The sequence below is a fragment of the Polynucleobacter difficilis genome (genome assembly GCF_003065365.1).
Lineage (GTDB): Bacteria > Pseudomonadota > Gammaproteobacteria > Burkholderiales > Burkholderiaceae > Polynucleobacter > Polynucleobacter difficilis.
Genome location: NZ_CP023276.1, coordinates 1871333 through 1893602, shown reverse-complemented (window position 1 = coordinate 1893602; position 22270 = coordinate 1871333). Strand labels below are relative to the sequence as shown.

General features: G+C 49.6%; 27 protein-coding genes. 19 read left to right on the top strand and 8 right to left on the bottom strand.

What is annotated here, in order from left to right; genetic code table 11:
* The first annotated feature begins 2 nt into the window (after nucleotides 1-2).
* A complete protein-coding gene (locus tag AOC34_RS09655; RefSeq protein ID WP_108469855.1) occupies nucleotides 3-632 on the top strand; it encodes an SPOR domain-containing protein in 630 nt (209 codons plus the stop codon).
* 11 nt (nucleotides 633-643) lie between these two features.
* Nucleotides 644-1288: a thiol:disulfide interchange protein DsbA/DsbL gene (locus AOC34_RS09650; protein ID WP_108470160.1), complete on the top strand. Its 645-nt coding sequence runs from the start codon at nucleotides 644-646 to the stop codon at nucleotides 1286-1288.
* 23 nt (nucleotides 1289-1311) lie between these two features.
* On the opposite strand, the gene AOC34_RS09645 is transcribed toward AOC34_RS09650, so the two are convergent.
* Genes AOC34_RS09645 through AOC34_RS09625 form a run of 5 tightly spaced genes read right to left on the bottom strand, consistent with a single transcriptional unit; the run spans nucleotide 1312 to nucleotide 6097 of the window.
* A complete protein-coding gene (locus AOC34_RS09645; protein WP_108469854.1) occupies nucleotides 1312-2088 on the bottom strand; it encodes an SDR family NAD(P)-dependent oxidoreductase in 777 nt (258 codons plus the stop codon).
* Nucleotides 2085-3353 carry an SAM-dependent methyltransferase gene (locus AOC34_RS09640; protein WP_108469853.1) on the bottom strand — a complete coding sequence of 423 codons (1269 nt, stop codon included), beginning with the start codon at nucleotides 3351-3353 and terminating at the stop codon, nucleotides 2085-2087. Before AOC34_RS09640 ends, AOC34_RS09645 begins: the two co-directional genes overlap by 4 nt.
* Nucleotides 3350-4147 (bottom strand): DUF1365 domain-containing protein, encoded by a 798-nt coding sequence (locus AOC34_RS09635; RefSeq protein WP_108469852.1) that lies wholly within the window; start codon nucleotides 4145-4147, stop codon nucleotides 3350-3352. The genes AOC34_RS09640 and AOC34_RS09635 overlap by 4 nt, the downstream gene beginning before the upstream one ends.
* Nucleotides 4134-5528 carry an NAD(P)/FAD-dependent oxidoreductase gene (locus AOC34_RS09630; RefSeq protein ID WP_108469851.1) on the bottom strand — a complete coding sequence of 465 codons (1395 nt, stop codon included), beginning with the start codon at nucleotides 5526-5528 and terminating at the stop codon, nucleotides 4134-4136. Before AOC34_RS09630 ends, AOC34_RS09635 begins: the two co-directional genes overlap by 14 nt.
* Complete coding sequence (locus AOC34_RS09625) at nucleotides 5528-6097, bottom strand: glutathione peroxidase (RefSeq protein ID WP_108469850.1); 570 nt, start codon at nucleotides 6095-6097, stop codon at nucleotides 5528-5530. The genes AOC34_RS09630 and AOC34_RS09625 overlap by 1 nt, the downstream gene beginning before the upstream one ends.
* Before the next feature lie 61 nt (nucleotides 6098-6158).
* Between AOC34_RS09625 and AOC34_RS09620 the strand changes: the two genes are divergently transcribed.
* Together AOC34_RS09620 and rfaE2 are read left to right on the top strand one after the other, a co-directional pair.
* Complete coding sequence (locus AOC34_RS09620) at nucleotides 6159-7742, top strand: cryptochrome/photolyase family protein (RefSeq protein WP_108469849.1); 1584 nt, start codon at nucleotides 6159-6161, stop codon at nucleotides 7740-7742.
* A gap of 17 nt (nucleotides 7743-7759) precedes the next feature.
* Nucleotides 7760-8251: a D-glycero-beta-D-manno-heptose 1-phosphate adenylyltransferase gene (gene rfaE2, locus AOC34_RS09615; RefSeq protein WP_108469848.1), complete on the top strand. Its 492-nt coding sequence runs from the start codon at nucleotides 7760-7762 to the stop codon at nucleotides 8249-8251.
* Between the two features lies 1 nt (nucleotide 8252).
* On the opposite strand, the gene AOC34_RS09610 is transcribed toward rfaE2, so the two are convergent.
* Both AOC34_RS09610 and AOC34_RS09605 read right to left on the bottom strand, forming a co-directional pair.
* Complete coding sequence (locus tag AOC34_RS09610) at nucleotides 8253-9068, bottom strand: type III pantothenate kinase (RefSeq protein ID WP_108469847.1); 816 nt, start codon at nucleotides 9066-9068, stop codon at nucleotides 8253-8255.
* Nucleotides 9065-9865 (bottom strand): biotin--[acetyl-CoA-carboxylase] ligase, encoded by an 801-nt coding sequence (locus tag AOC34_RS09605; RefSeq protein ID WP_108469846.1) that lies wholly within the window; start codon nucleotides 9863-9865, stop codon nucleotides 9065-9067. Before AOC34_RS09605 ends, AOC34_RS09610 begins: the two co-directional genes overlap by 4 nt.
* 37 nt (nucleotides 9866-9902) lie before the next feature.
* Here AOC34_RS09605 and AOC34_RS09600 point away from each other — a divergent pair, with 37 nt between their 5' ends.
* Genes AOC34_RS09600 through AOC34_RS09565 form a run of 8 tightly spaced genes read left to right on the top strand, consistent with a single transcriptional unit; the run spans nucleotide 9903 to nucleotide 15953 of the window.
* Entirely contained in the window at nucleotides 9903-11012 is a 1110-nt protein-coding gene (locus tag AOC34_RS09600; protein ID WP_108469845.1) for a VanZ family protein, read from the top strand.
* Nucleotides 11013-11019: 7 nt separating this feature from the next.
* Nucleotides 11020-11328 (top strand): (2Fe-2S) ferredoxin domain-containing protein, encoded by a 309-nt coding sequence (locus tag AOC34_RS09595; protein WP_108469844.1) that lies wholly within the window; start codon nucleotides 11020-11022, stop codon nucleotides 11326-11328.
* Between the two features lie 27 nt (nucleotides 11329-11355).
* Nucleotides 11356-12075 (top strand): alpha/beta hydrolase, encoded by a 720-nt coding sequence (locus AOC34_RS09590; RefSeq protein ID WP_108469843.1) that lies wholly within the window; start codon nucleotides 11356-11358, stop codon nucleotides 12073-12075.
* Between the two features lie 5 nt (nucleotides 12076-12080).
* Nucleotides 12081-12344, top strand: coding sequence for a DUF493 family protein (locus tag AOC34_RS09585; RefSeq protein ID WP_108469842.1), 264 nt, complete (start codon nucleotides 12081-12083; stop codon nucleotides 12342-12344).
* Nucleotides 12345-12354: 10 nt separating this feature from the next.
* Nucleotides 12355-13002 (top strand): lipoyl(octanoyl) transferase LipB, encoded by a 648-nt coding sequence (gene lipB / locus AOC34_RS09580; protein ID WP_108469841.1) that lies wholly within the window; start codon nucleotides 12355-12357, stop codon nucleotides 13000-13002.
* 22 nt (nucleotides 13003-13024) lie between these two features.
* Complete coding sequence (gene lipA, locus AOC34_RS09575; RefSeq protein ID WP_108469840.1) at nucleotides 13025-14023, top strand: lipoyl synthase; 999 nt, start codon at nucleotides 13025-13027, stop codon at nucleotides 14021-14023.
* Complete coding sequence (locus AOC34_RS09570; RefSeq protein WP_159074851.1) at nucleotides 14016-14639, top strand: hypothetical protein; 624 nt, start codon at nucleotides 14016-14018, stop codon at nucleotides 14637-14639. The genes lipA and AOC34_RS09570 overlap by 8 nt, the downstream gene beginning before the upstream one ends.
* Nucleotides 14640-15953, top strand: coding sequence for an MFS transporter (locus tag AOC34_RS09565; RefSeq protein WP_108469838.1), 1314 nt, complete (start codon nucleotides 14640-14642; stop codon nucleotides 15951-15953).
* Here AOC34_RS09565 and AOC34_RS09560 read toward each other — a convergent pair.
* Complete coding sequence (locus AOC34_RS09560) at nucleotides 15950-16210, bottom strand: accessory factor UbiK family protein (RefSeq protein ID WP_108469837.1); 261 nt, start codon at nucleotides 16208-16210, stop codon at nucleotides 15950-15952. The two genes, AOC34_RS09565 and AOC34_RS09560, sit on opposite strands and share 4 nt — an antisense overlap.
* A 287-nt stretch (nucleotides 16211-16497) precedes the next feature.
* Here AOC34_RS09560 and AOC34_RS09555 point away from each other — a divergent pair, with 287 nt between their 5' ends.
* The 7 genes from AOC34_RS09555 (at nucleotide 16498) to AOC34_RS09525 (ending at nucleotide 22268) form a co-directional block, all read left to right on the top strand.
* Entirely contained in the window at nucleotides 16498-17358 is an 861-nt protein-coding gene (locus tag AOC34_RS09555; protein ID WP_108469836.1) for a TorF family putative porin, read from the top strand.
* A 24-nt stretch (nucleotides 17359-17382) separates the two neighbouring features.
* Entirely contained in the window at nucleotides 17383-17721 is a 339-nt protein-coding gene (locus tag AOC34_RS09550; protein WP_108469835.1) for a P-II family nitrogen regulator, read from the top strand.
* Between the two features lie 13 nt (nucleotides 17722-17734).
* A complete protein-coding gene (locus tag AOC34_RS09545) occupies nucleotides 17735-19186 on the top strand; it encodes an ammonium transporter (protein WP_108469834.1) in 1452 nt (483 codons plus the stop codon).
* Nucleotides 19187-19291: 105 nt separating this feature from the next.
* On the top strand, nucleotides 19292-20590 hold the full coding sequence (gene gshA / locus AOC34_RS09540; protein WP_108469833.1) for a glutamate--cysteine ligase: 1299 nt from the start codon (nucleotides 19292-19294) through the stop codon (nucleotides 20588-20590).
* A gap of 22 nt (nucleotides 20591-20612) precedes the next feature.
* A complete protein-coding gene (gshB, locus tag AOC34_RS09535) occupies nucleotides 20613-21554 on the top strand; it encodes a glutathione synthase (RefSeq protein ID WP_108469832.1) in 942 nt (313 codons plus the stop codon).
* A gap of 1 nt (nucleotide 21555) precedes the next feature.
* Nucleotides 21556-21996, top strand: a complete 441-nt coding sequence (locus AOC34_RS09530) for a PTS sugar transporter subunit IIA (RefSeq protein ID WP_108469831.1) — start codon at nucleotides 21556-21558, stop codon at nucleotides 21994-21996.
* Nucleotides 21997-21998: 2 nt separating this feature from the next.
* Nucleotides 21999-22268, top strand: a complete 270-nt coding sequence (locus AOC34_RS09525) for an HPr family phosphocarrier protein (protein ID WP_108469830.1) — start codon at nucleotides 21999-22001, stop codon at nucleotides 22266-22268.
* Nucleotides 22269-22270 lie beyond the last annotated feature (2 nt).

Genomic DNA, 22270 nt, shown 5'->3' with positions numbered 1-22270 from the left:
AAATGATGAAAAAAGCCAATCGACCCTCCGTACCGCCAGCACAGCCTATTGCTCAAAGCGATAGGGAATTTGGCGGCACCATCTTGGGCTTAGTGATTGGTTTGGTTATCGGCCTTAGCCTCGCCTTGGCGGTGGCTTTCTATATTTCTAAAACACCACCGCAAGAGCGGCCTGGAGTGAAGGCCCCCAATCTTCCTTTATCCATTAAACCAGCCGCACCAGCGGAAGCGGTGGTAAGTGAAGAAGAAAAGCCAGCAACGCAAATTGATTTAAATAGGCCGCTGCAGGGCAAATCCCCGGCAGTCCCCAGCAGTAGCGCTGATCCCATTGCCGATATTGCGACCGGCAAGGCAGCTGCAGATGCCGCGGCGAGTGCAAAGGCAGATGCCAAAACAGAGGTCGTCTTTTTTGTTCAAACTGGCGCTTTTGCAAGTCAATCCGAAGCGGATGGACAGAAAGCCAGTTTAGCCATGCAAGGAATGCAATCCCAAATTAGTGAAGGTTTGGTCGATGGCAAAGCCGTTTGGCGGGTTCGTATTGGCCCCTTTGCCAATGTCGATGACAGCGGCATCGTGCGCAGCAAGTTAACCGGCATGGGCATTAAGCCAGCCGTCATTAAGGTCAATAAATAATGAAACCATTTATGCGATTACTGCAACTTGGGCTAGGCGCTGTAATTGCCCTGAGTTTTTTCGTACCCATTTCTCATGCTCAAGGCCCAGCAAAAATAGAGCCTGGATTTGATTACCGCGTCCTGCCGGTCGCTCAGCCGCTCGACACCAAAGGCAAAGTGGAAGTCATTGAATTCTTTTGGTACGGCTGCCCGCATTGTTTTGATTTTGATCCCGAAATCATGGCATGGGAAAAGCGCCAAGCAAAAGACGTGGTATTTCGTCAAGTGCCGATTGCCTTTCGTGAGGAGCTGATGCCCCACAGCCAATTGTTTTATGCGCTTGAGGCTTTAGGCAAGAGCAATCTCAATTCCAAGGTGATGTTTGCCATGCACAGGGAAAATAAACGCCTTCTTAATGAGAATGACATCGCAGATTGGGTTGCAAGTCAGGGCGTGGATCGCAATGCATTCTTAGCTGCATACCGTTCATTTGCGGTTGTTTCAAAAGCAAGAGCCGCGCGGCAGCTGGGCGACGCATACCGCATTGACGGCGTTCCGACTGTCGCGATTCAAGGAAAGTACATTACTTCACCTTCGATTGCCGGTACCCGTGCAAAAGCCATCGCAGTGATGGATCACTTGGTCGACAAAGTCAGAAAAGAGAATTACAAGTAAGTGAGGCAGTACTGCCTGCGGCCTTAAATTTTGACGAAACGCCGTAAGATCCAAAAGTAAACTGGATAAGGCAGTAAACGCAAAAACTTCAAGAATCCAGAAAACCGTTTTGGAAAATGGATATCAAACTCACCCTCACGTATGCCATCCAAAATATGTTTGGCTGCCTCTTCAGAGCTAATTAAGGCGGGCATTTCAAAGTCATTTTGCGCAGTAGCCTCGGTCTTTACAAAGCCTGGGGAAATCATGTGCACCCCAATGCCTTTAGGCTGCAAATCATAAAAGAGGGTTTCGCAAAAGTTAATCATGGCTGCTTTACTCGGGCCATAAGCTAACGCTTTCGGTAGGCCGCTGTAGCCGGCCACGCTTCCTACAATAGCGATATGGCCGCTGTGCCGCTCTAGCATATTAGGCAAGACCGCAGCAACCGCACGCATCGGTCCTAATACATTGGCATTGATGGTTTTCTCGGCTGACTCCATCTCAAAGTTATCGGCACGCAATGGTATGTAAATCCCAGAAACAAACAACAGCAGATCGAGCTGCCCCCATTCCTGCATGAGTTTTTGGTAGGCCTCTTGAATTGCCTTGGGCTCAGTCACATCCAAGGGCAATATCAGACTTTGATTCGGCTTGGCATGCTGCGCGACTGTTTGAAGATTTTGCAGGCGACGGCCAGAGAGCGCGACTGACGCGCCGGCTGCGAATAGCGCGATTGCGCAGGCTTCGCCAATTCCGCTACTGGCGCCGATCACCCATACGCGCTTTCCGGCGAAGTCCTGCATACCAATTTGTTTCATGGGCGTAAGCTATCTCCGCTAGCGTGATCGTGAACCAGGGTAAATTGCACCACATCGATGTTGCGCTCTGAAAAGCCGGCTGCACAGTACATGAGGTAAAAATTCCAAAGCCGAATGAAAGCTTCATCAAACCCCAGTTGGCTAACTTGGCCCAGTTGCCCATTAAACGACTCATACCAAATGCACAGTGTTTTTGCATAGTCGGTTCCAAATGCAAATTCGTCATCAACCCGCAAACCGGCCCTGGCCGCATACTCTTTAAAAGCCGACTTGGATGGCAACATACCGCCTGGGAAAACGTATTGCTGAATAAAGTCCGTACTACTGCGATAGCGCTCAAACAATTCTTCTGCAATCACAATGGTTTGAATGCAGGCTTTTCCACCGGGCTTGAGCGAGGATGCAATCGTCTTGAAATATTGTTCCCAATGGTTTTCACCCACCGCCTCAAACATTTCGATGGAGGCAATGCCATCAAATTGTTCTTTGCAATCGCGGTAGTCCTGAAACCGAATTTCAGAAACAAGGCCTTGCTGTGCAAGGCGTGCTTCAGCAAACTTCTGTTGCTCTCGGGATAAAGTAAGGCCAGTTACATGACAACCAGCTAGCGCTGCTTCTTCAATAAAGCCGCCCCAGCCACAGCCAATCTCCAGTATTCGTTTTTCCGGAGAGGCATCAATGGAAGACAAAATACGGCGGTACTTATTGGATTGGGCCTGAGCCAATGGGAGCTGAAGATCGCCACTAAACCAGGCGCTGGAATAGGTCATGCTGGGATCAAGCCATAAAGAATAAAAGGGATTGCCTAGGTCATAGTGCGCATGAATATTTTTGCGACTACCTGATTTGGAGTTATTGCGCATCCGATGTTTGAGGCGGTAGAACAAGGAGCCAAACCAACTGCCGTAGATTGCTTTTTCAAGGAGGGTCCGATTTCGAATCGCTATTTCTAATATGGCTTTTAAGTTGGATGTATTCCATTGGCCACGGATATAGCTCTCGGCAAAACCAATGTCCCCATGCTTCAGAACATCTTTAAACACATCCCAATCAAGGATATGCAAATCAGCATGCAAGTCATCACTGGTAGTACCAAAATATTCTGTTCTGCCGTCTGGCAAGGTGAGTGCCAAATGCCCAGATTTAACATTGCTCAGTAAGGCCAGAAAGGTTCGTGCCGCCAGCGGAACCGAGTGGGATGAATGTCGATCGGCAGAGCGTGAAAAACTTAAGCGCGATAGCAGGGATTGTCCAGGTCGATTCATCTACTAACTTCAAAGTCGGGCGGTTTGGGTTTGGAGTGGAACGGGACGCCTTTGGCCCAAAGCTTCAGTGCTTGCCAATGAATTCGTCCGATCACTCCAATGCTCATAAGAGGATATCGCAATATCGAAAAATACAGGGAGGCACGTGTCAATGGGCGCGCTTCACCGCTAATGCTGGTATGAATCAAGGCCTCCCCATCCTCATGCAGCTCAATGCGGTTGACGGTGTTCCGTCCGGATTGGCTTTCTTGGGGAAAGAGGAAGCGAAAGCGGTATTCACCGCTGACATCGCAAAAAGGAGATACATGAAAGACCTTGTTAGTTGTAAGGGTTTCTCCAGAGCGCAGCGGCTCGCCCGAATCCTTACTTAACAGGTAGCAGTGACGCTCTCCAAAGGTATTGTTTACCTCGGCAATGACAGCGCGCACTTGCCCGTTTGGTTTGGTGCAAATCCAAAAACTCACTGGATTAAAGACATACGCCAAAACCCGTGGAAAGGTTTGTAACCAGATTTCGCCATCGGGATGCGCAATGCCATACGAATCTAAGATTTGTTCGGCCCAAGCTAGGCTGTCTAGGTCACCGCGGCCATGGTCTTTATCAAAAAATGAAAAGAAGCGAAATCGATTGTCGCCCAGACCATGCTGGCGAAGTAAATCTGGATTGCGCCGTCGCTCTCGCATGGGAATGCTGATCGTAAACACGGAATACGCGAATGCATTTTTGGCAGGGCGGAAGCGGCGGTGTTGAACGACTCCGAAATTGAGTTTCGGCGTTAAATCAGTTGGCAACATTGACCTCTGCTGCAGAAGTATGGAGGCTGGTGGATTGCTTACTGCGCTCTAGAATTGCCTCTGCGACCGTCTCGCCTGAGCGCAAACCATCCTCATGAAATCCATACCCGGTCCATGCGCCACAATACCAAACCGATGACTTGCCTTGGATCAGGGGCAAAGCCGCTTGTGCATCGGTAGCGCGCATATCAAATACAGGGTGTGCATACCGAATCTCTTGGAATACTTTACTATGGTCGGGCTCACGCAGTGGATTGAGGGTGACAATAATCGGAATGTCTTTCAGTGCTGGAGGAAGGGGCTGAAGGAGATTGATCAGATAACTAACGCTAACTGTATCTTCAGCCACGTCATTACTCTTCGCTTGCGCCGTGTAATTCCAGGCTGCCCAGCAGCGTTTACGCTCTGGCAAAAAAGAGGCATCGGTATGCAAGATGGCCCGGTTGGCCTGATACGGAATTGCGCTCAGAATGGATTGAGTCGCTGTATTAATACCACGCAGCAGTTGAAGGCTTTGATCGCTGTGGCAAGCCATCACAATCTCATCAAACTGCGCAGACCCACTGGCGCTAGTAACCTCAATCGCATGTTGTTTGCTATCAGTAGGGACATTAACCGACGTTACTGCTTCGCGCACCCAGTGCACGCCGCACTGATCAAGGGCGCTAACTAAGCGTTTCACGTATTCGCGTGAGCCGCCTTGTACGGTAAGCCACTTTGGTCGATCTTGTATTTTTAAGAGCCCATGGTTATGGCAAAAACGCGCCATTGTTTGAATCGGAAACTCCAGCATTTGATCGACAGAGCATGACCAAATCGCGCCAATCATGGGCAAGAAATACCAATCCCGAAAAGGTTTACTAAAGGCATGGCGATCTAGAAAATCGGCAATGCTTTCTTCTTGGGCTAATACTTTACTTGAGTGCGTATCGCTTGACTCCTGACTTAAAGCCAGCGCAGTAGCAAGCGCGTTAAAGCGCATGATGTCACGCGCCATTTTCCAAAAAGAAGGGCGGAGTAAATTGCGCCGTTGACCAAAAAAAGAGTTGAGATCATTTCCAGCCCACTCCAGTGGAGCAATCGATTCAAGCTTTACGGAAAAAGACATCTCTGAAGGAAAAATAGGCACAGCCAATTCTTCAAATAGGCGAACGAGGCGAGGATAGGTACGGCGATTAAAGACCAAGAACCCAGTGTCGACGCCATGCTGAATAGGTCCGCTTGGTGTATCAACGCTGATATCAACGGTATTGCTGTGACCACCAATGTGATTTCCTGCTTCGTAAATCGTGATCTCAAAATCAGGATGCTGACGTAGGCGGTAAGCACAGCCTAAGCCTGAGATGCCGGCGCCAATAATGGCAATGCGCTTTTTAGCCATCACTGCTTTCCTTGCAGTAATTTTTCAATGTGGGACGTTATGGTTTTACCGCTGGGGTTCGAGAGGCTGCCATAGGCCTCCACTACATTGCCGTTGCGATCAATCAGGTATTTATAAAAATTCCACTTCGGTGTGGTGCCGGTTTTTTCAATCAACATTTTGAATAAGGGATTTGGATTTTTCCCGGAGACACTCGATTTGGCAAACATCGGGAATTTGACGTCATAGGTGTTTTTACAAAAGTCCGCAATTTGCTTATTCGTGCCGGGCTCTTGCTGACCAAAGTCATTCGATGGAAAGCCTAAAACGACAAAGCCTTTTTGTTGGTACTTGGAGTATATTTTTTCAAGGTCGTCGTATTGTCCGGTAAAGCCACAGTAGCTGGCAGTATTGACCACCATAATCACTTTCCCTTGGTACTGGCATAAGTTTTGGGGGGCCTCATCTTGCAGGCGCAAAAAAGTATGGGAAAGTAGGGGGCTACAGGTGGGGGCCGCAGTCTGAGCAAATGCGGGGCTACTCAAAGAGAGCCCCAGCCAACAGGCTGCTACAACGAAGAAATGCCGCATAAATTCATCAAGCAAAAAAAGAACAGGACTCCAGTCTAAGTCATTCCAGTTAAGATGTTTTATGAGCAAAAAATCCCCAACGGCTAAAAGTGCAAAGGGCAGTCAAACGACCCGTAATCTCATCTTGGTTTTGGGTGATCAGCTAGACCTGGATAGTCCAGTTTTGCAAAACGCCGATTGGCAGCAGGACGCGGTATTGATGATTGAGTCTGCTGGGGAGGCTACCTGGGTTTGGAGCCACAAGGCACGCATTGCCCTGTTTTTATCCGCGATGCGCCACTTTGCTGCTGCCTTAAGCAAGTTGGGCGCGCGCGTTCACTATCAATCCATGGAGGGCAGTCCGGCCACTGAGCTGGGGGATGCTTTAAAAGAGGCCATCGAGGAATATAAGCCCGCCTCAGTCCATTGCGTTGAGCCTGGTGAATGGCGCGTTTGGGGCGACATTACAGCGGCATGTACTGCGATGGATGTCCCCTTGCACATTACAAGCGATACGCACTTTCTATGCGATTTAGAGGAGTTCAAGCAGTGGGCAGGCGCAAAGAAAGAATTGCGGATGGAGTTCTTTTATCGCCAGATGCGAAAAAAGCACGGCGTTCTGCTGGACAAGGCAGGTGAGCCGGAGGGCGGTCAATGGAATTACGATGCGGCAAACCGCTCCAGCTATCCCAAAAAAGGCCCCGGCTTAATTGATCCTCCGGAGTTTTTTGAGCCCGATGCCATCACGAAGGAGGTGCTGGCCTTGGTGCAGGAGCGCTTTAAAGACCACCCTGGCAGTCTCCAGCACTTTTTGTGGCCCGTTACCCGCGAGCAAGCCTTGTTAGCCTTGGACCGTTTCATTGATGCCCGGCTGGTGCATTTTGGTCAATACGAAGATGCGATGTGGACCGATACCCCGTTTGGCTGGCATTCGGTCTTATCCTCTAGCCTCAATCTAAAGCTAATTAATCCACGAGAGGTTATTGGGCGCGTAGAGGCGGCATGGCGTGCAGGCGATGCCAGTCTCGAGGCAGCAGAAGGCTTGATTCGGCAAATTCTGGGTTGGCGCGAATTTATCCGCGGGGTCTATTGGCTCGATATGCCCAAGATGGGCACTGCCAATTACTTTGGCTATCAACGGGAACTGCCAGCGTGGTACTGGACCGGAAAAACAAAAATGGTGTGCATGGCCGATGTGCTTGGACAAACACTGGAATACGGCTATGCCCATCACATTCAGCGACTGATGGTAACGGGAAACTTTTCCCTCTTGGCCGGTCTTTCCCCTCAGGCGGTGAGTAGCTGGTTTTTGGCAGTCTATGTGGATGCCGTAGAGTGGGCTGAATTACCCAACGTTGCTGGTATGGCTCTATTTGCTAATGGCGGGCGCTTCACCAGTAAGCCGTATATTTCCAGTGGTGCCTACATTAAGCGCATGAGTAATTACTGTAGCCATTGCCCATATAAGCCGGATGTACGTGTGGGTGAGAATGCATGTCCGTTTACCACCTTGTATTGGAATTTTTTAATGAATCACCAGTCTGAGTTTGAAAAAAATCCACGCACGCGCTTGATGACTGCAAACTTAAAGCGCATCGACGATGCCGAGAAAAAACAGATTCAGCAACATGCTGTAGTCTTACTAAAAAATATTGAAACCATTTAAGTAGACGATTGATTGCGATGACCATTCCAAGCAAACCCAGTTTCGAGTCAAAAATATGCCATCCAGATGACCTACCGGCCGCACTAGCTAGGCTTGCCCGCCCGATTGTGTTTACCAATGGTGTCTTTGATATTTTGCATCGCGGCCATGCGAGTTACTTAGACCAAGCACGCAAACTGGGCGGCAGTCTAGTGGTGGGTGTGAATACCGACGCCTCAGTCAAAATGCTGGGCAAGGGCGATGATAGGCCGATCAATTCTGAGTCGGATCGGCAGGCGCTGTTGGCCGCACTGGCGAGCGTTGATTTGGTAGTGTTGTTTTCAGAAAAAACACCTGTTGAGTTACTGAAATGCGTGCGCCCAGATATTTATGTCAAAGGCGGTGATTATGCGATCGACACGCTAGAGGAGACTCGGCTAGTTAAAGGTTGGGGTGGAGCTGCTGTGGCCATTCCATTTATTTACGAGCGCTCGACCACAAGCCTGCTGGGGCGGATTCGCAGCGAATAAGTTAGCGTAATTCTTGGCGTATCCAAGACCAAAGTCCACGCAGCACAAGGCCATTAATAGCCTCAATCGAAATGGAATTGGAGAAGCTGTGCTGCTTTAATTCAGCAGCGATGTTTTTTGCATTTCCACCATCAATCCAAATCCGATCAATTGGTTGATGCATTTCTTTGGCCAGTTGCAAGGCTTCATGAATGACCCCCACTTGGGCTGCAAGGCAGCCTTTGTAGATTGCCGCATCCGTGGACACTCCAAAACCATCCACCCGGTCTGCCTCGCTGGTGGCTGGAAGCCTTGCGGTATTCGATTCCAAGCTCGCTTGCATTAAGCCTAAGCCAGGAATAATCCAGCCACCGTGGTGAATGCCGTTGGCACCCAGAAAATCAATCGTGGTGGCGGTGCCGGCATTGATAATTAAGCTATTGCCGCTCGATAGCGTGCGCCCAGCAATTAGCCCGGCCCAGCGATCGGCGCCCAGTTGTTCGGGCTGCGTATAGCGTGAGCGAAGGCCATCAACAGGAGAGTTCCCGCGTAAGCGAAACCAGGCCACATCCTGCCACTGCGCAAACAACTGCTTGAGGTTGGCGGCACATTCTTCTGCAGCAACGCAGCAGATGCCAATCGCATCCGGCTTTGGAATCGTTTGCAAAATGTAATGCGCTAACTCAGCGCAGTGCTCTGGAGAGAGCAGTAGCTGGGTATCGATTGCTCCGGAGTAAAGCCAAAGTTTTTTATTGCGATCAATTGGATTTTGATGCGACTCGACTGCCGCCCATTTCAGGCGAGTATTGCCGACATCAAATAGGAGGTACATGCTCATGTTTGCCTACGCAGTGATACGTCACCGGCATGAACCGCAACGAGCGCATGGTCCGTTTGAATTTGATATGCCCCTGTGCGATTAATGCCCGATGCGACGCCCTCAATATCTTTTTCTCCAAGTACGCTGGTAAAGACAGGCTCTCCTTGGTAGGCATCCCAATCCGACCACCGCTGCATAAAAGGCGCAAAACCATGTTGATCAAACTCGGTGCAGAAGCGCTCAAACGCATTGACCAGATTAAGCCAAATGTAATCCTGATCAGGTAGTGCCTGGCCTTGCATTAGCAGTTGGTCTAGCCCGCCAATGGGGTCTGTGCGAATGGCCTTTAATTCAGCGGCGTCGCCGATATGGGAATGCACGTTAAGCCCGACTCCAATAATCATCCAGCTCGGTTCAGTCGGCGCAGTTTGCCCGCCCTCAATCAAAATGCCGCCGACCTTTGCATGACCGATCACAATGTCATTAGGCCATTTGAGTCGCAGTCCTTGTTGATACAGAACGCGTTCACTTGTATTGAGTGCGCTGCAGATGCCTTCAATCACTGCCAAACCAGCAACCAAGCTAAGACCGCTTAATGCAGCAGGGCTCTTTTGAAAAGGGAATGCTAAGGAGAAAGACAGTGAATCCTCCGCATTGGCATACCAGGTTCTGCCAGCACGACCTTTGCCGTGGGTCTGTTTTTTACTTAGGCGGGCGACCGGATCAATCAGTGCGCCAGCGCGCCAGCGCGCCATCAGGTCATCGTTGGTTGACCGTGTCTCAGCGACGCGCTCGAGGATGCAGTTTCCATTCATTTCGCTATTGTAGAAAGGTCTGACCTAAAATTGCAGGATGTCACCAGAATCAGGGCAAAATCCCCGTCCGCGTAAGTTAGTATGGCCATTGCAGGCTATGCCACTGGCGCGAGCCATGGCCTTAATCTATGGTTTGTTGATCATTTACACCAGCCTCAATCCATTTGATTTTTATTTTCAAAATGGGGTTAATGGGACTGCTTGGATTTCAGCCCCATTGCCGCGCTTCATTCCCCTATTTGATGTGGTTACCAATGTATTGGCATATATCCCTTTGGGATTTTTATTGGTGTGTGTTGTCTTCCCGCGTTGGCGGCGTTTTATCGCTTTATCAATTGCCATGGTCTGCTGCGCACTACTGGCGGCGGGTGTGGAAAGTTTACAAACCTGGCTGCCCACCCGGATCCCGAGTCAAACGGACTGGTGGGCCAATGTGTTGGGCAGTTTTATTGGCGCTTTATTAGCGGTGCCACTAGGACCTCAATGGCTATCTGGCAGCGCCCTGCGGCGGCAATTTGATGTGTGGTTTGGTCTGAACTGGGGCGCGGCAACCTTGTTTATTTTGTTTCCGTGGGCGCAAATTTATCCCCAAAGTGCATGGCTTGGGATGGGGGCATGGCGACAACTCATCGGCGCAGCAGATTGGGGAACCCTAGTTATGAATCAGACGCTGCGCGAAGGTCTGATTACCGCGAGCTGCTGGCTTGGGGTTGGGCTGATCCTCTCCCTAGGAATGCGAGCCAAAGCCCCGCAATGGCGATTGCTTATGAGTTTGCTCGGCGCTTCGGTTTTGATTAAGAGTCTTTTCACTGGTTTGCAGTTTGGTGGGGAATTCAGTTTGGCCTGGCTGACTACGGGCGCCATCTGGGGCATGCTGATTGGGAGCGCTTTGCTGCTATGGGCAATCCGCTTGGATAGTAAATACCGCTTATGGGTTGGCCTGGGTTGTTTGGCGGCTATGCTGGCACTGGTGAACTTGTTTCCAGACAATCCCTATTTTGCCTTGACCTTAAAAGCATGGTTTCAGGGCCGCCTGCTTCATTTCAATGACCTGATGAAATGGGCATCATTCCTTTGGCTTCCATTTGCAATGGCTTGGGTGTTACAAAATCAGTTCGCAACCCGAATAACGAAACGACCGATATAATTTTTATATGCCATTTAAAAACCACCTCTTCTTTTGCCTCAATGAACGCAGCAATGGCGAGAATTGCTGCGCCCAGCACAACGCATTTGAGTTATTCACTTATGCTAAAAATCGCATTAAAGAGCTCGGACTTTCTGGCGCAGGCAAGATTCGCGTCAATAAAGCGGGTTGCCTTGATGCATGTAACCTCGGACCCGTGATGGTGATTTATCCAGAAGGTACTTGGTATACCTTTATTGATACCGATGACATTGAAGAGATCATTCAATCCCATTTAATTAAAGGGAAGCCCGTTGAACGTTTGTTGGCTGCTTAATCTTTCTTCTTCTAAAAAGACGCGCGTATGAATAGCCGTACCCAAGTAATTTCAATTGAAGGTGTTGTTGGCTCAATTGAAATGGCAATTGACTTGCCTGATTCGCTCAAAAGTGATCCCAGCTTTATGGTGCGCGGTCTTGCTTTGGTTGCTCATCCGCATCCCTTGCTGGGCGGCACGATGGATAACAAGGTGGCACAAACCATTGCTCGGGCATTTAATCAATTGGGCTACGTTAGTGTGCGTCCAAACTTCCGCGGCGTTGGTGGTACGGCCGGCGTTCACGATGAAGGCGTTGGTGAACTGGCTGACTTATTGCATGTATCGGAGTGGATGCGCCATCCCCATACCTGGATGAATAATGAATTAACAGAGCAATACATTTGGACGAATTCGGTTGCGAACTTGCCACTGGTGGTCGCGGGCTTCTCGTTCGGCAGTTTTGTTGGCAGCCATTTGATTAAGGCCTTGGCCGATTTAGGCCGCCCTGCAGAACGCTTTGTCATGGTGGGCAGCGCTGCAGGTAAATGGGAATTACTCGATGTACCGAAAGATACGATCATGATTCATGGTGAGCTCGACGAGACAATTCCTTTGGCGAATGTATTTGATTGGGCTAGGCCACAAGAGCTAACTATCCAAGTGGTACCCGGCGCAGATCATTTTTTTCACCGTAAATTGCATTGCATTCGGAATATTATTTTGGGCGAGTGGCTAGGTCAGCCCGCTTGGCCAAACCAAGGGTAAGGACCATGGAAGAAAAATCATTAATTGAATACCCCTCTATTTTTCCGATTAAAGTCATGGGAAAAGATGCCCCTGAATTTTTACCGGCCATGGTTCATATTGCTAAACAGTTTGATCCTGTTTTCAATGAGCAAACGGTCGAGAAGCGGCCGTCTCAGAGTGGGAAATACATGGGGTTGACGCTTAGCATCAATGCGACCAGTCGCGAGCAACTCGATGAGCTATATCGCACCTTATCCACCCATCCCCTTGTTAGTATTGTTCTCTAGTTGAGATGGCATGACCATAGCCATTCGACAGCTTGGCGTAGTGGATTATGTAACAACGTATGAAGCTATGCGTTCATTCACAAAAGAGCGCACTGCATCGACGTCAGATGAAATCTGGGTCTTAGAGCACCCACCCGTTTTTACTTTGGGTCTCGCAGGCGATCCTGCCAATTTGCACGCTGCGGATGGATCCATTCCCTTGGTTCAGGTCGATCGGGGCGGGCAGATTACCTATCATGGACCTGGACAGCTCGTCGTCTATTTATTGTTAGATCTTCGTCGTTACAGTCTGCATGTCAAAGAGTTCGTTTATCGGATTGAGCAGGCGGTCATGGATACCTTGGCTGAGTATGGATTGCCAGCGGTTCGCGAGGCGGGAGCCCCGGGCATCTATATTGCGCCATCGTTTCAGGGCCGATCCGAGTGGCGCGGCGCTAAGATTGCAGCATTGGGTTTAAAAGTAACGCGGCATTGTTCGTACCATGGCCTTGCCCTCAATGTGAGCATGGATTTGGCGGCATTCGAGCAAATCCACCCTTGTGGCTATGCGGGATTGCGCACGGTAGATATGAGAACATTGGGGATCGAAGACAATATGGCATCAGTCGCTCAGCGCCTGGTCAGTCAGCTGCGGCAGCAGTTAAACCCAATTGCGTGATGTGCAGTGCATATAGGAAACCATGACAGTAGATAAATCCGGTATTGAGGTGCAATCCGCCCCAGAGTACGACCCGCTGCGAAAGCAAAAGTCGGCTGAAAAGACGGCACGCATTCCGATCAAGATTGTGCCGCTTGAAGAAGTGTTAAAAAAGCCCGATTGGATTCGGGTTAAGGCGGCATCAAATAATTCCCGCTTTGCTGAAATCAAAAAAATCCTTCGTGAGAATGAATTAGTCACCGTTTGCGAGGAAGCCAGTTGCCCGAATATTGGGGAATGTTTTGGTAGTGGCACTGCTACATTCATGATCATGGGTGATAAGTGCACCCGCCGATGCCCCTTCTGTGATGTTGGCCATGGCCGCCCTGATCCCCTGGATACGAATGAGCCCCATAATTTGGCGCGCACGATTGCTGCCCTTAAATTAAATTACGTGGTGATCACCAGTGTGGATCGCGATGATTTGCGTGATGGCGGCGCGCAGCATTTTGTAGATTGCATTTCGCAATCACGCAGCTTGTCGCCAAAAACACGCATCGAAGTATTGGTGCCTGATTTTCGGGGTCGTTTAGAAAAGGCATTGGATGTGTTCTCAGCTAACGTCAAGATGGGCCTGCCCGATGTCATGAACCACAATCTAGAAACAGTGCCTCGTTTATATAAGCAAGCCCGACCCGGCGCAGATTATGCCCATTCATTGCTATTACTGAAGGACTTTAAGGAGCGCTTTCCTTCGATTCCAACCAAGAGTGGTCTCATGGTTGGCCTGGGCGAAACCGATGAAGAAATTCTAGAGGTGATGCGTGACATGCGCGCACACAACATCGACATGTTGACCATTGGCCAGTACTTGGCGCCATCGGGCCACCATTTACCAGTGCAGCGTTACGTTCATCCCGATGTATTTAAGGAGTTCGAGCGCGAAGCCTATGCGATGGGCTTTACCCATGCAGCGGTCGGCGCGATGGTACGTTCAAGTTACCACGCTGACCAGCAGGCTCATGGAGCAGGGGTTGTTTAGTCTTAGTAAGCTCAGCCTACCACTGCAATCGGTAGGTTTGGCAAAAGCAGTTGGAATCATCGTAATCAGCGCAGTTATTTTGGGCTGTAGCCCTAAGTTGGATTGGCGTGCTGTAAATACGGAGCGCCTGGGGTATTCCGCACTGTTTCCTGAAAAGCCAAAGCAGGCCGAGCGGACGCTACCCTATGCAGGACTTCAGCTACAGCAAACACTCGAAGTTACGCAGATCGATGATGCAATCATGTCGATCACCACGATTGTGGTGCCATCGAGCATCAATACCCAAGCTGGTGCTTTGCTAGAGCAAGTGCAAAAAACCATTCTGCAGTCAGCCAATTCAGCTCAAACTCAGCCAATCAGACACCCATCACAGTATTTAATCGCAGGACCAGGCCGCAACAAAGGGCTTGCCGAGGACTATTTGTTTGAAATCCAGAATCCGAGTGGTAAGCGCTGGATGCGTGTCCGTTGGATTATGCGACCCGATGGCGAGGGCGGCAGTCGCATCTATCAACAATCCTTATTGCTTTTGGCGCCTGCGAATGCAAAAGCCTTTCAATCTGAGCTCACTGCAGAAAAATGGGATCCCTTTTTTGACGAATTCCGCGTGCAGTAAATGAATTTGCATTGGTATCGCCGTCCGCAGCAAGGAATAGAGCTGCCGCTGCAAGGCCGCTATGCATTACGCGTGTTCATGAGCTTTGCTTTGGCTTACATCATCTCTTATGCCTTCCGCTCCATTAATGCCGTGATTTCACCTGAACTGATTCGTGACCTGAATTTGAGTCACACGGAGTTGGGCTTTTTGTCTTCAGCCTACTTTATTGGTTTTGGTATGACGCAAATCCCAGTGGGTTTAGCCCTTGATCGATTTGGTCCGCGCGCAACCGAGATGGCATTAATGTGCTTTGCCATTATTGGTGCCCTTATTTTTGCTTTTGCCGATCAATTTATGACCTTGGTGATTGGGCGCGTGTGCATCGGGGTTGGGGTCTCAGCCTGTTTGATGTCAGCGTTTTCAGGTTTTCGCACCTGGTTTCCATCACAACAACAGCCGCAGTTGGCCTCGGCCATGTTGGTGTTTGGTACCTTGGGCGCCTTAATGACCAGCTGGCCAGTACACGAAGTACTTCCCTTTATCGGTTGGCGGGGGGTATTTGTTGTGATGGCCGCTTTGTCTGCCCTTGCCATTTTGATTTTGTATGTCGGCCTGCCAATCAAAGCCAAAATTCATGAGGGCCCAAAAGCGGATGAGATTACTCCCGACGAAAAAGTGAATCTCTCCTGGAAAAGCTATCAGCCGATTTTGACGAATGCTTTCTTTTGGCGGATTCTGCCACTCGGTATTTTTTGCTATGGCGCTTTTATTGCGATTCAAACCCTGTGGTTTGGTCCGTGGTTAATTCAGGTGATGGATTACAGCGCAGGTACAGCAGCTCAAATTTTGTTTGGTTTTAATGCAGTACTGCTCTGCGCTTATTTGCTGAATGCGTGGATCCTGCCAAAACTAGCGCACATCGGCATCGATACTATGCGCTACATGACCTGGATGGTGGGCGCTTCCATCGTGCTGCAAGCCTGTGCATTTTATTGGCGTGGTCCGTGGGTGTGGGCATGGTGGTATTTGATGGCAGTTGCATGCGCCTCCTATGTGCTGGCGCAAAGTTTAATCGTCACTTATTTTCCCAAGGCGTACTCGGGACGCGTTAGCACCACATACAACCTATCACTATTTATTGGCGCATTTATTGTGCAGTGGGGAATTGGTTACGTGATTGATTTGGGAGTTGCTGCTGGCTGGTCTCAGATCAGCGCATTTGATGTGGCACTCGGGGTCTTTTTGCTTGCGCAAGCAGTTGCGTTTGTTTGGTTCTTGTTAGCGCCGAAATACTTTCCGGCAACCATCATTGCGGATACGCCAAGCAATTAGACGCGGTGCTTTTCCATCTCGGCGACTTTTAACTCGAGCGCCTCTAGTTTCTCGCGCGTTTTAGAGAGTACTTTGGCTTGCAATTCAAATTCATCGCGCGTGACTAAATCCATCTTCTGAAAGCCTTGATTCATCATGGCCCGCACATTCTTTTCAATCTCTTGCGCAGGTGAATTGCGAATGGCATCACCCACTTTGCTTTGCATTTCCTCAGCGATGCGCTGAATTTGCTCGAGGATTTGGGTTGGCTTTTGCATGAATGGCGTCCGTTTAGGGTAAGTGAATGCTTCATTTTAGGAGCTCCCAGAAAATCATGGAGCTCGAAATCCCAAAAAATCAGGGTAAATTGCCCCCAAAACAGGGTTATGGCCCAAAGCAGTGCCATTTTATGGGCTATTTTGGTGCATATGCCTTAAAAGGGGGAAAAGTCCGAATTTAGAAACAGTCGCGCAGATCACTATGAGATCCATGAGCCGCCATAGATGGGTTCAAACGATTGAAACATTTTAGAAATCGAACTTTTTAACCTAAACAGGAGTATTCCATGAACACACTACAAAAAACCGCGATTGCTGCTGCAATCTCTGGACTCTTTGCCCCAGCAGTGTTTGCACAAGCAGCCCCTGCGGCCGCTCCAGAGCCGAGCCCAGTTACAGCAAACGTAACCATTACAAATGACTATCGCTATCGCGGTATTAGCCAGACGAATTATCAGCCTGCTATTCAGGGCGGCTTTGATTACGCACATGAGAGCGGACTCTATATCGGTAACTGGAACAGCACGATTAGCTGGATATCAAATACAACTGGTAATGGAATAAAGGCGCCTGTTGAAATGGATTTCTACGGTGGCTTTAAAAAGGAATTAATTGCTCCAGGCTTTGCATCCGACTTTGGTGTTTTGCAGTATTACTACAACCAAACTGGCGGTAAATACAACGGCCAGATGGTTAACCCTAACACTACCGAAATTTATGCCGCCCAAAACTATACATTTGGCCCAGTTACTGGTTTTGGTAAGGTGAACTATGGTCTGACCAATATCTTTGGTATCCCAAATAGTTCTGGCTCTTACTATTTGGACTTAACCTCAAACCTTGATACCGGTTTTTGGGGTATTAGTTTAAATGGCCATATTGGATATCAATATGTTGCGGGACAGCCATATAACAGCGGCCCTGCGCCTCAAACACAGAATAATTTAAGTTACACCGATTGGAAGTTGGGCGTAACGAAAGATTTTGGCGGTGGCTTATCGCTTGCAGCCTCATATGTCTCTACAAACGCAAATCCTAATTGGTGGAATACATGGGCAGCGCCTTCATCATTATCGTCAGGTAGTGGCGGCCTCCAAACAACAGCCGGCCGTGGCGGTGCTGTAGTTGCTCTGACCAAGACTTTCTAATAACCCTTCCTAACGGAGAAACGTATGAAATTAATAACCGCAGTCATCAAGCCCTTCAAGCTTGACGAAGTGCGCGAGGCGCTCTCGGAAGTGGGTGTCTCGGGCATTACCGTGACAGAAGTGAAGGGCTTTGGACGACAAAAGGGCCATACTGAGTTGTACCGTGGTGCAGAGTATGTGGTCGATTTTTTACCTAAGGTAAAGATTGAGGCTGCTGTAGACGACGGTATTTTGGAGCGTGCGATTGAGGCAATTGAAAAATCAGCACGCACGGGCAAGATTGGTGACGGCAAGATTTTTGTCTCACCCATTGAACACGTCATTCGTATCCGTACCGGCGAGACCGGCGCGGCGGCACTTTAAAGAGGGGTTCAAAATGCTTACTTGGATGAAACAATGCATTTCGGGAGGCGCCAAGGCTCTAGCTTTAGGTGCAACCGGCATGTTGGCGATGTTGCCTGCATACGCGGCAGATGTAGCGGCTGCAGCACCCGCAGCAGCTGCTGCTGTTGCAGCAGTTCCAAATAAAGGCGATACGGTTTGGATTATGGTGTCTACGGCATTGGTTGTGCTGATGACATTGCCTGGCCTCGCTTTGTTTTATGGCGGCTTAACGCGCAGTAAAAACGTACTGTCGATCTTGGTGCAGTGTATGGTGGTGTTCTCCCTGATTGCAGTGTTGTGGACCATTTATGGTTACAGCTTTGCGTTCACCGAGGGTAGTGCATTCATTGGTGGATTGGATCGACTGTTCCTGGCTGGCGTAACGCCAGACAGCGTGGCTGCAACCTTTAGTAAGGGCGTAGTCATTCCTGAATTTACCTTCATTGGATTTCAGGCGGCGTTTGCAACCATTACCTGCTGCTTAATCGTCGGCGCCTTTGCAGAACGTGCGAAGTTTGCTGCGATCTTGGCCTTTACGGTTCTTTGGTTTACCTTTGCTTACTTACCAGTAGCCCACATGGTGTGGTTCTGGCCTGGTCCAGATGACATCAAAGATGCAGCGTCGCTTGAAGCCATTACAGCCAAAGCTGGTTGGTTATGGCAGAAGGGTGTTCTTGACTTTGCTGGCGGCACCGTAGTGCACATCAATGCAGCGATTGCTGGTTTAGTTGGCTCTTACATGGTTGGCAAGCGGATTGGCTTTGGTAAAGAGGCAATGAAGCCCCACAACTTGGTTTACACCATGATTGGTGCCTCACTCTTGTGGTTCGGTTGGTTTGGATTCAATGCCGGCTCGGCATTGGAAGCAAACGGAACTGCTGCACTGGCTTTCTTCAACACTTTAGTAGCAACTGCTGCTGCGGTATTGGGTTGGACGTTGGCTGAGTGGATCACCAAAGGTAAGCCTTCTATGCTGGGTGGCGCATCGGGTTGCGTTGCTGGTTTAGTAGCGATTACCCCTGCTGCTGGTTTTGTTGGCCCAATGGGCGCGATCGTCATCGGCCTGATTGCTGGCGTACTTTGCTTGTGGGGTGTATCGGGCCTAAAGCGGATGCTTGGCGCAGACGACAGTTTGGACGTATTTGGAGTCCATGGCGTTGGCGGAATCATTGGCGCAATCTTGACTGGTGTATTTGCCGATCCCGCATTGGGTGGCTCCGGAATCTGGGACTATGTTGCGAATGCTGCAGCAGCCGAGTATTCCATGGGTAGCCAAGTTTGGCTGCAAGCCCAGGGCGTCATTACTACCGTCATTTGGTCTGGCGTAGTCTCTGTCGTTGCATTCAAATTAGTCGATATCGTGATTGGTTTGCGTGTGAAGGAAGAAGAAGAGCGCGAAGGCTTGGATATTGCTTCCCACGGTGAAACAGCCTACGAATCCTAATTAGGCGTGTTCTTAAAGCTAAATAGGCCCTAGTGGCCTATTTAGCCTTTTTATTGGGTTCTCTCGATCCAATGCCTTTTTTATAAAAAAACTTACAATAGTGAGATGGTTCCACATCTCATTACCGCCCTTAGTGGCCCCTTGCTCGAACTCGAGACCAAGGTACTTGAAGCAACTCCTGCTATCGAGCGCTGGTTTCGTTTGGAATGGCAAGAGCACACCCCCCCTTTTTATTGCTCCGTTGATTTACGGAACTCCGGCTTTAAGCTAGCACCAGTCGATACCAATTTATTTCCGGGCGGTTTTAATAACCTCTCCCCAGAGATGTTGCCCCTTGCAGTGCAGGCGGCGATGGCTGCGATTGAGAAGATTTGCCCAGAAGCAAAAAATTTGCTGTTGATTCCGGAGCGCCATACTCGGAATACGTTTTATTTGCAGAATATTGCCCGCCTCTCATCGATTCTGCGTCAAGCTGGATTGAATGTGCGTCTTGGCAGTTTGTCCGAAGACATTAAGAAGCCCACTTGGATTGATTTACCAGATGGTAATCGCTTACTGCTTGAGCCGCTCGCGCGACTGGGTCTTAAAAAGCAACGCCTTGGCATTAAGGATTTTGATCCGTGCTCCATTTTGCTCAATAACGATTTGTCTGCAGGCATTCCGCCGATACTGGAAAACATCTATGAGCAATACTTATTGCCGGGATTGCATGCCGGTTGGCATATTCGCCGCAAGTCAAATCACTTTGAGGCTTACGATGAGGTGGCGAAGAAGTTTGCCAAGCTCGTAAATATTGATCCATGGATGATCAATCCCTACTTCACCAGCTGCAGCAATATCAATTTCCATGAGCGTCAGGGCGAAGAAGAATTGCAAGCAGCAGTAGAGCAGGTATTAAAAAAGACGGCTAAAAAATACCGTGAATATGGCATTAAAGAAAAGCCGTATGTTGTTGTGAAGGCCGATGCTGGCACCTATGGCATGGGTGTAATGGTGGTGAACGATGCAAGCCAGCTCAAAAACCTCAATCGCCGCGAACGCAACAAGATGAGTATTGTTAAAGAGGGCCTTGAGGTTAGTGATGTAATTATTCAAGAGGGTGTGTATACCTTCGAAAAAGTCAACGAGGCGGTTGCCGAGCCTGTGGTCTATATGATTGATCGCTATGTAGTTGGGGGCTTTTATCGCGTTCATACAGACCGAGGTCCCGATGAGAATCTCAATGCACCTGGTATGCATTTTGTGCCCTTGGCATTCGAGCAAAATGCCATGCCGGATTACCACGCAAAACCCGGTAGCGCTGCTCCCAATCGATTCTATTTATATGGTGTAGTGGCCCGCCTTGCTTTATTGGCGTCTTCGCTCGAGTTAGAGCGTACTGACCCCAACGCAGAAGTGGCATAAGTAAAGCTACCGAGATATTCCCTTGGATTTTTTATTCATTGCCGACCCCTTGGATTCCTTCGCGATACAGAAGGACTCAACGCTGGCAATGATGCGCGCCGCCCAAGGGGCAGGGCATCGCCTGTGGTTTGTGGAAACGCGCGGTATTGTTTGGAAAGACAATAGCGTCGTAGCTGACTGCAGGCCGCTAGCGATTAAGCCTAGCAGTACATCCTGGTTTGAAGTGGGCGCAATCGAGTCACGCCGAGTGTCCGATTTTTCTGCTGTGTTGATGCGCAAAGATCCACCGTTCGATATCGAGTACCTCAACACCACCTGGCTTCTCTCCGCGGCTGTTCGTCAGGGCGCGCGCGTCTTTAATCAGCCTGGGGCGATTCGGGAGCATTCTGAGAAACTCTCCATTACCGAGTACCCTGATTTGATTCCCCCCACCTTAGTCACGCGAGACCTTGCTGAGGTGGAGGCATTTCATGCAAAGTATTCGGATATTGTGATTAAGCCCCTGGATGGTATGGGCGGCATGGGAGTATTTCGGGTAGGAAGTGATGGCCTTAATTTAGCCAGCATTGTTGAAACCCTCGGCGAGAATGGCGCGCGTACTTTAATGGTTCAACGCTTTTTGCCAGAGATTGCACAGGGCGATAAACGCGTTTTGCTCATCGCTGGTGAAGTCGTTCCCTATGCCTTAGCGCGCATTCCCCAGGGTAAAGAGATTCGCGGTAACTTAGCGGCCGGCGGTAAGGGTGTGGCCATGCCGTTGACCCCCCAGGAAATGAAGGTAGCGCAATACTTGGCACCGCTGCTTTGGCAAAAAGGACTTTTCTTGGTAGGCTTAGACTTAATTGGCGGCTACCTAACGGAAATTAATGTGACCAGCCCAACGTGTTTTGTAGAAATTACCGAGCAGACCGATTGCGATGTCGCTGCCATCTGGCTGCGCGCTTTAGAAAAAGCCTTGCACTGATATGGCCGGAATTCTGATCATTGCCCACACCCCGATAGCAAGCGCTATGCTGAGCTTTGCTGAGCATGTGTATGGCTCGATACCAGAGCACATTCAGGCGGTTGATATTCCAGCGCATGAGGATGCCAAAATTAGTTTCGAGCGGGTATTGGCTGCTGCCAAGGCAGTGGAAACGCATGGCGAGCTTTTAGTCTTAACGGACGTGATGGGCGCAACCCCAGCGAACGTTGCTTCGCGCCTGATGACGCAGCAAAATAACTCGGGCATGAAATTAAAAGTCCAAATTTTGGCTGGCCTTAATCTGCCCATGCTCATGCGCGCAGTATCTTATAAAGACGATGCGCTGGATGCCTTGACCCAAAAAACACTGCAGGGCGGTCAAAATGGTATCTTGCGTTTAGGCGGTGTCGCCAATGTAGAAACTACCGAGGTACAGGATTAGTTATGCCAGTCGCTGAAATCACCATCATCAATAAACTCGGGCTTCATGCCAGGGCATCGGCCAAGCTATCGCAACTCGCTGCGCAATACCAGTGCGAAGTATTGCTGAGTAAAGGTAGCCGTCAAATCAATGCCAAGAGCATTATGGGCGTGATGATGCTGGCCGCAGGCATTGGCAGCACCGTAACCCTGGAAACCATCGGCACCGATTCAGAAGAGGCCATGCAGGCCATTACCGCATTGATTAATGATCGCTTCGGTGAGGGCGAGTAAAC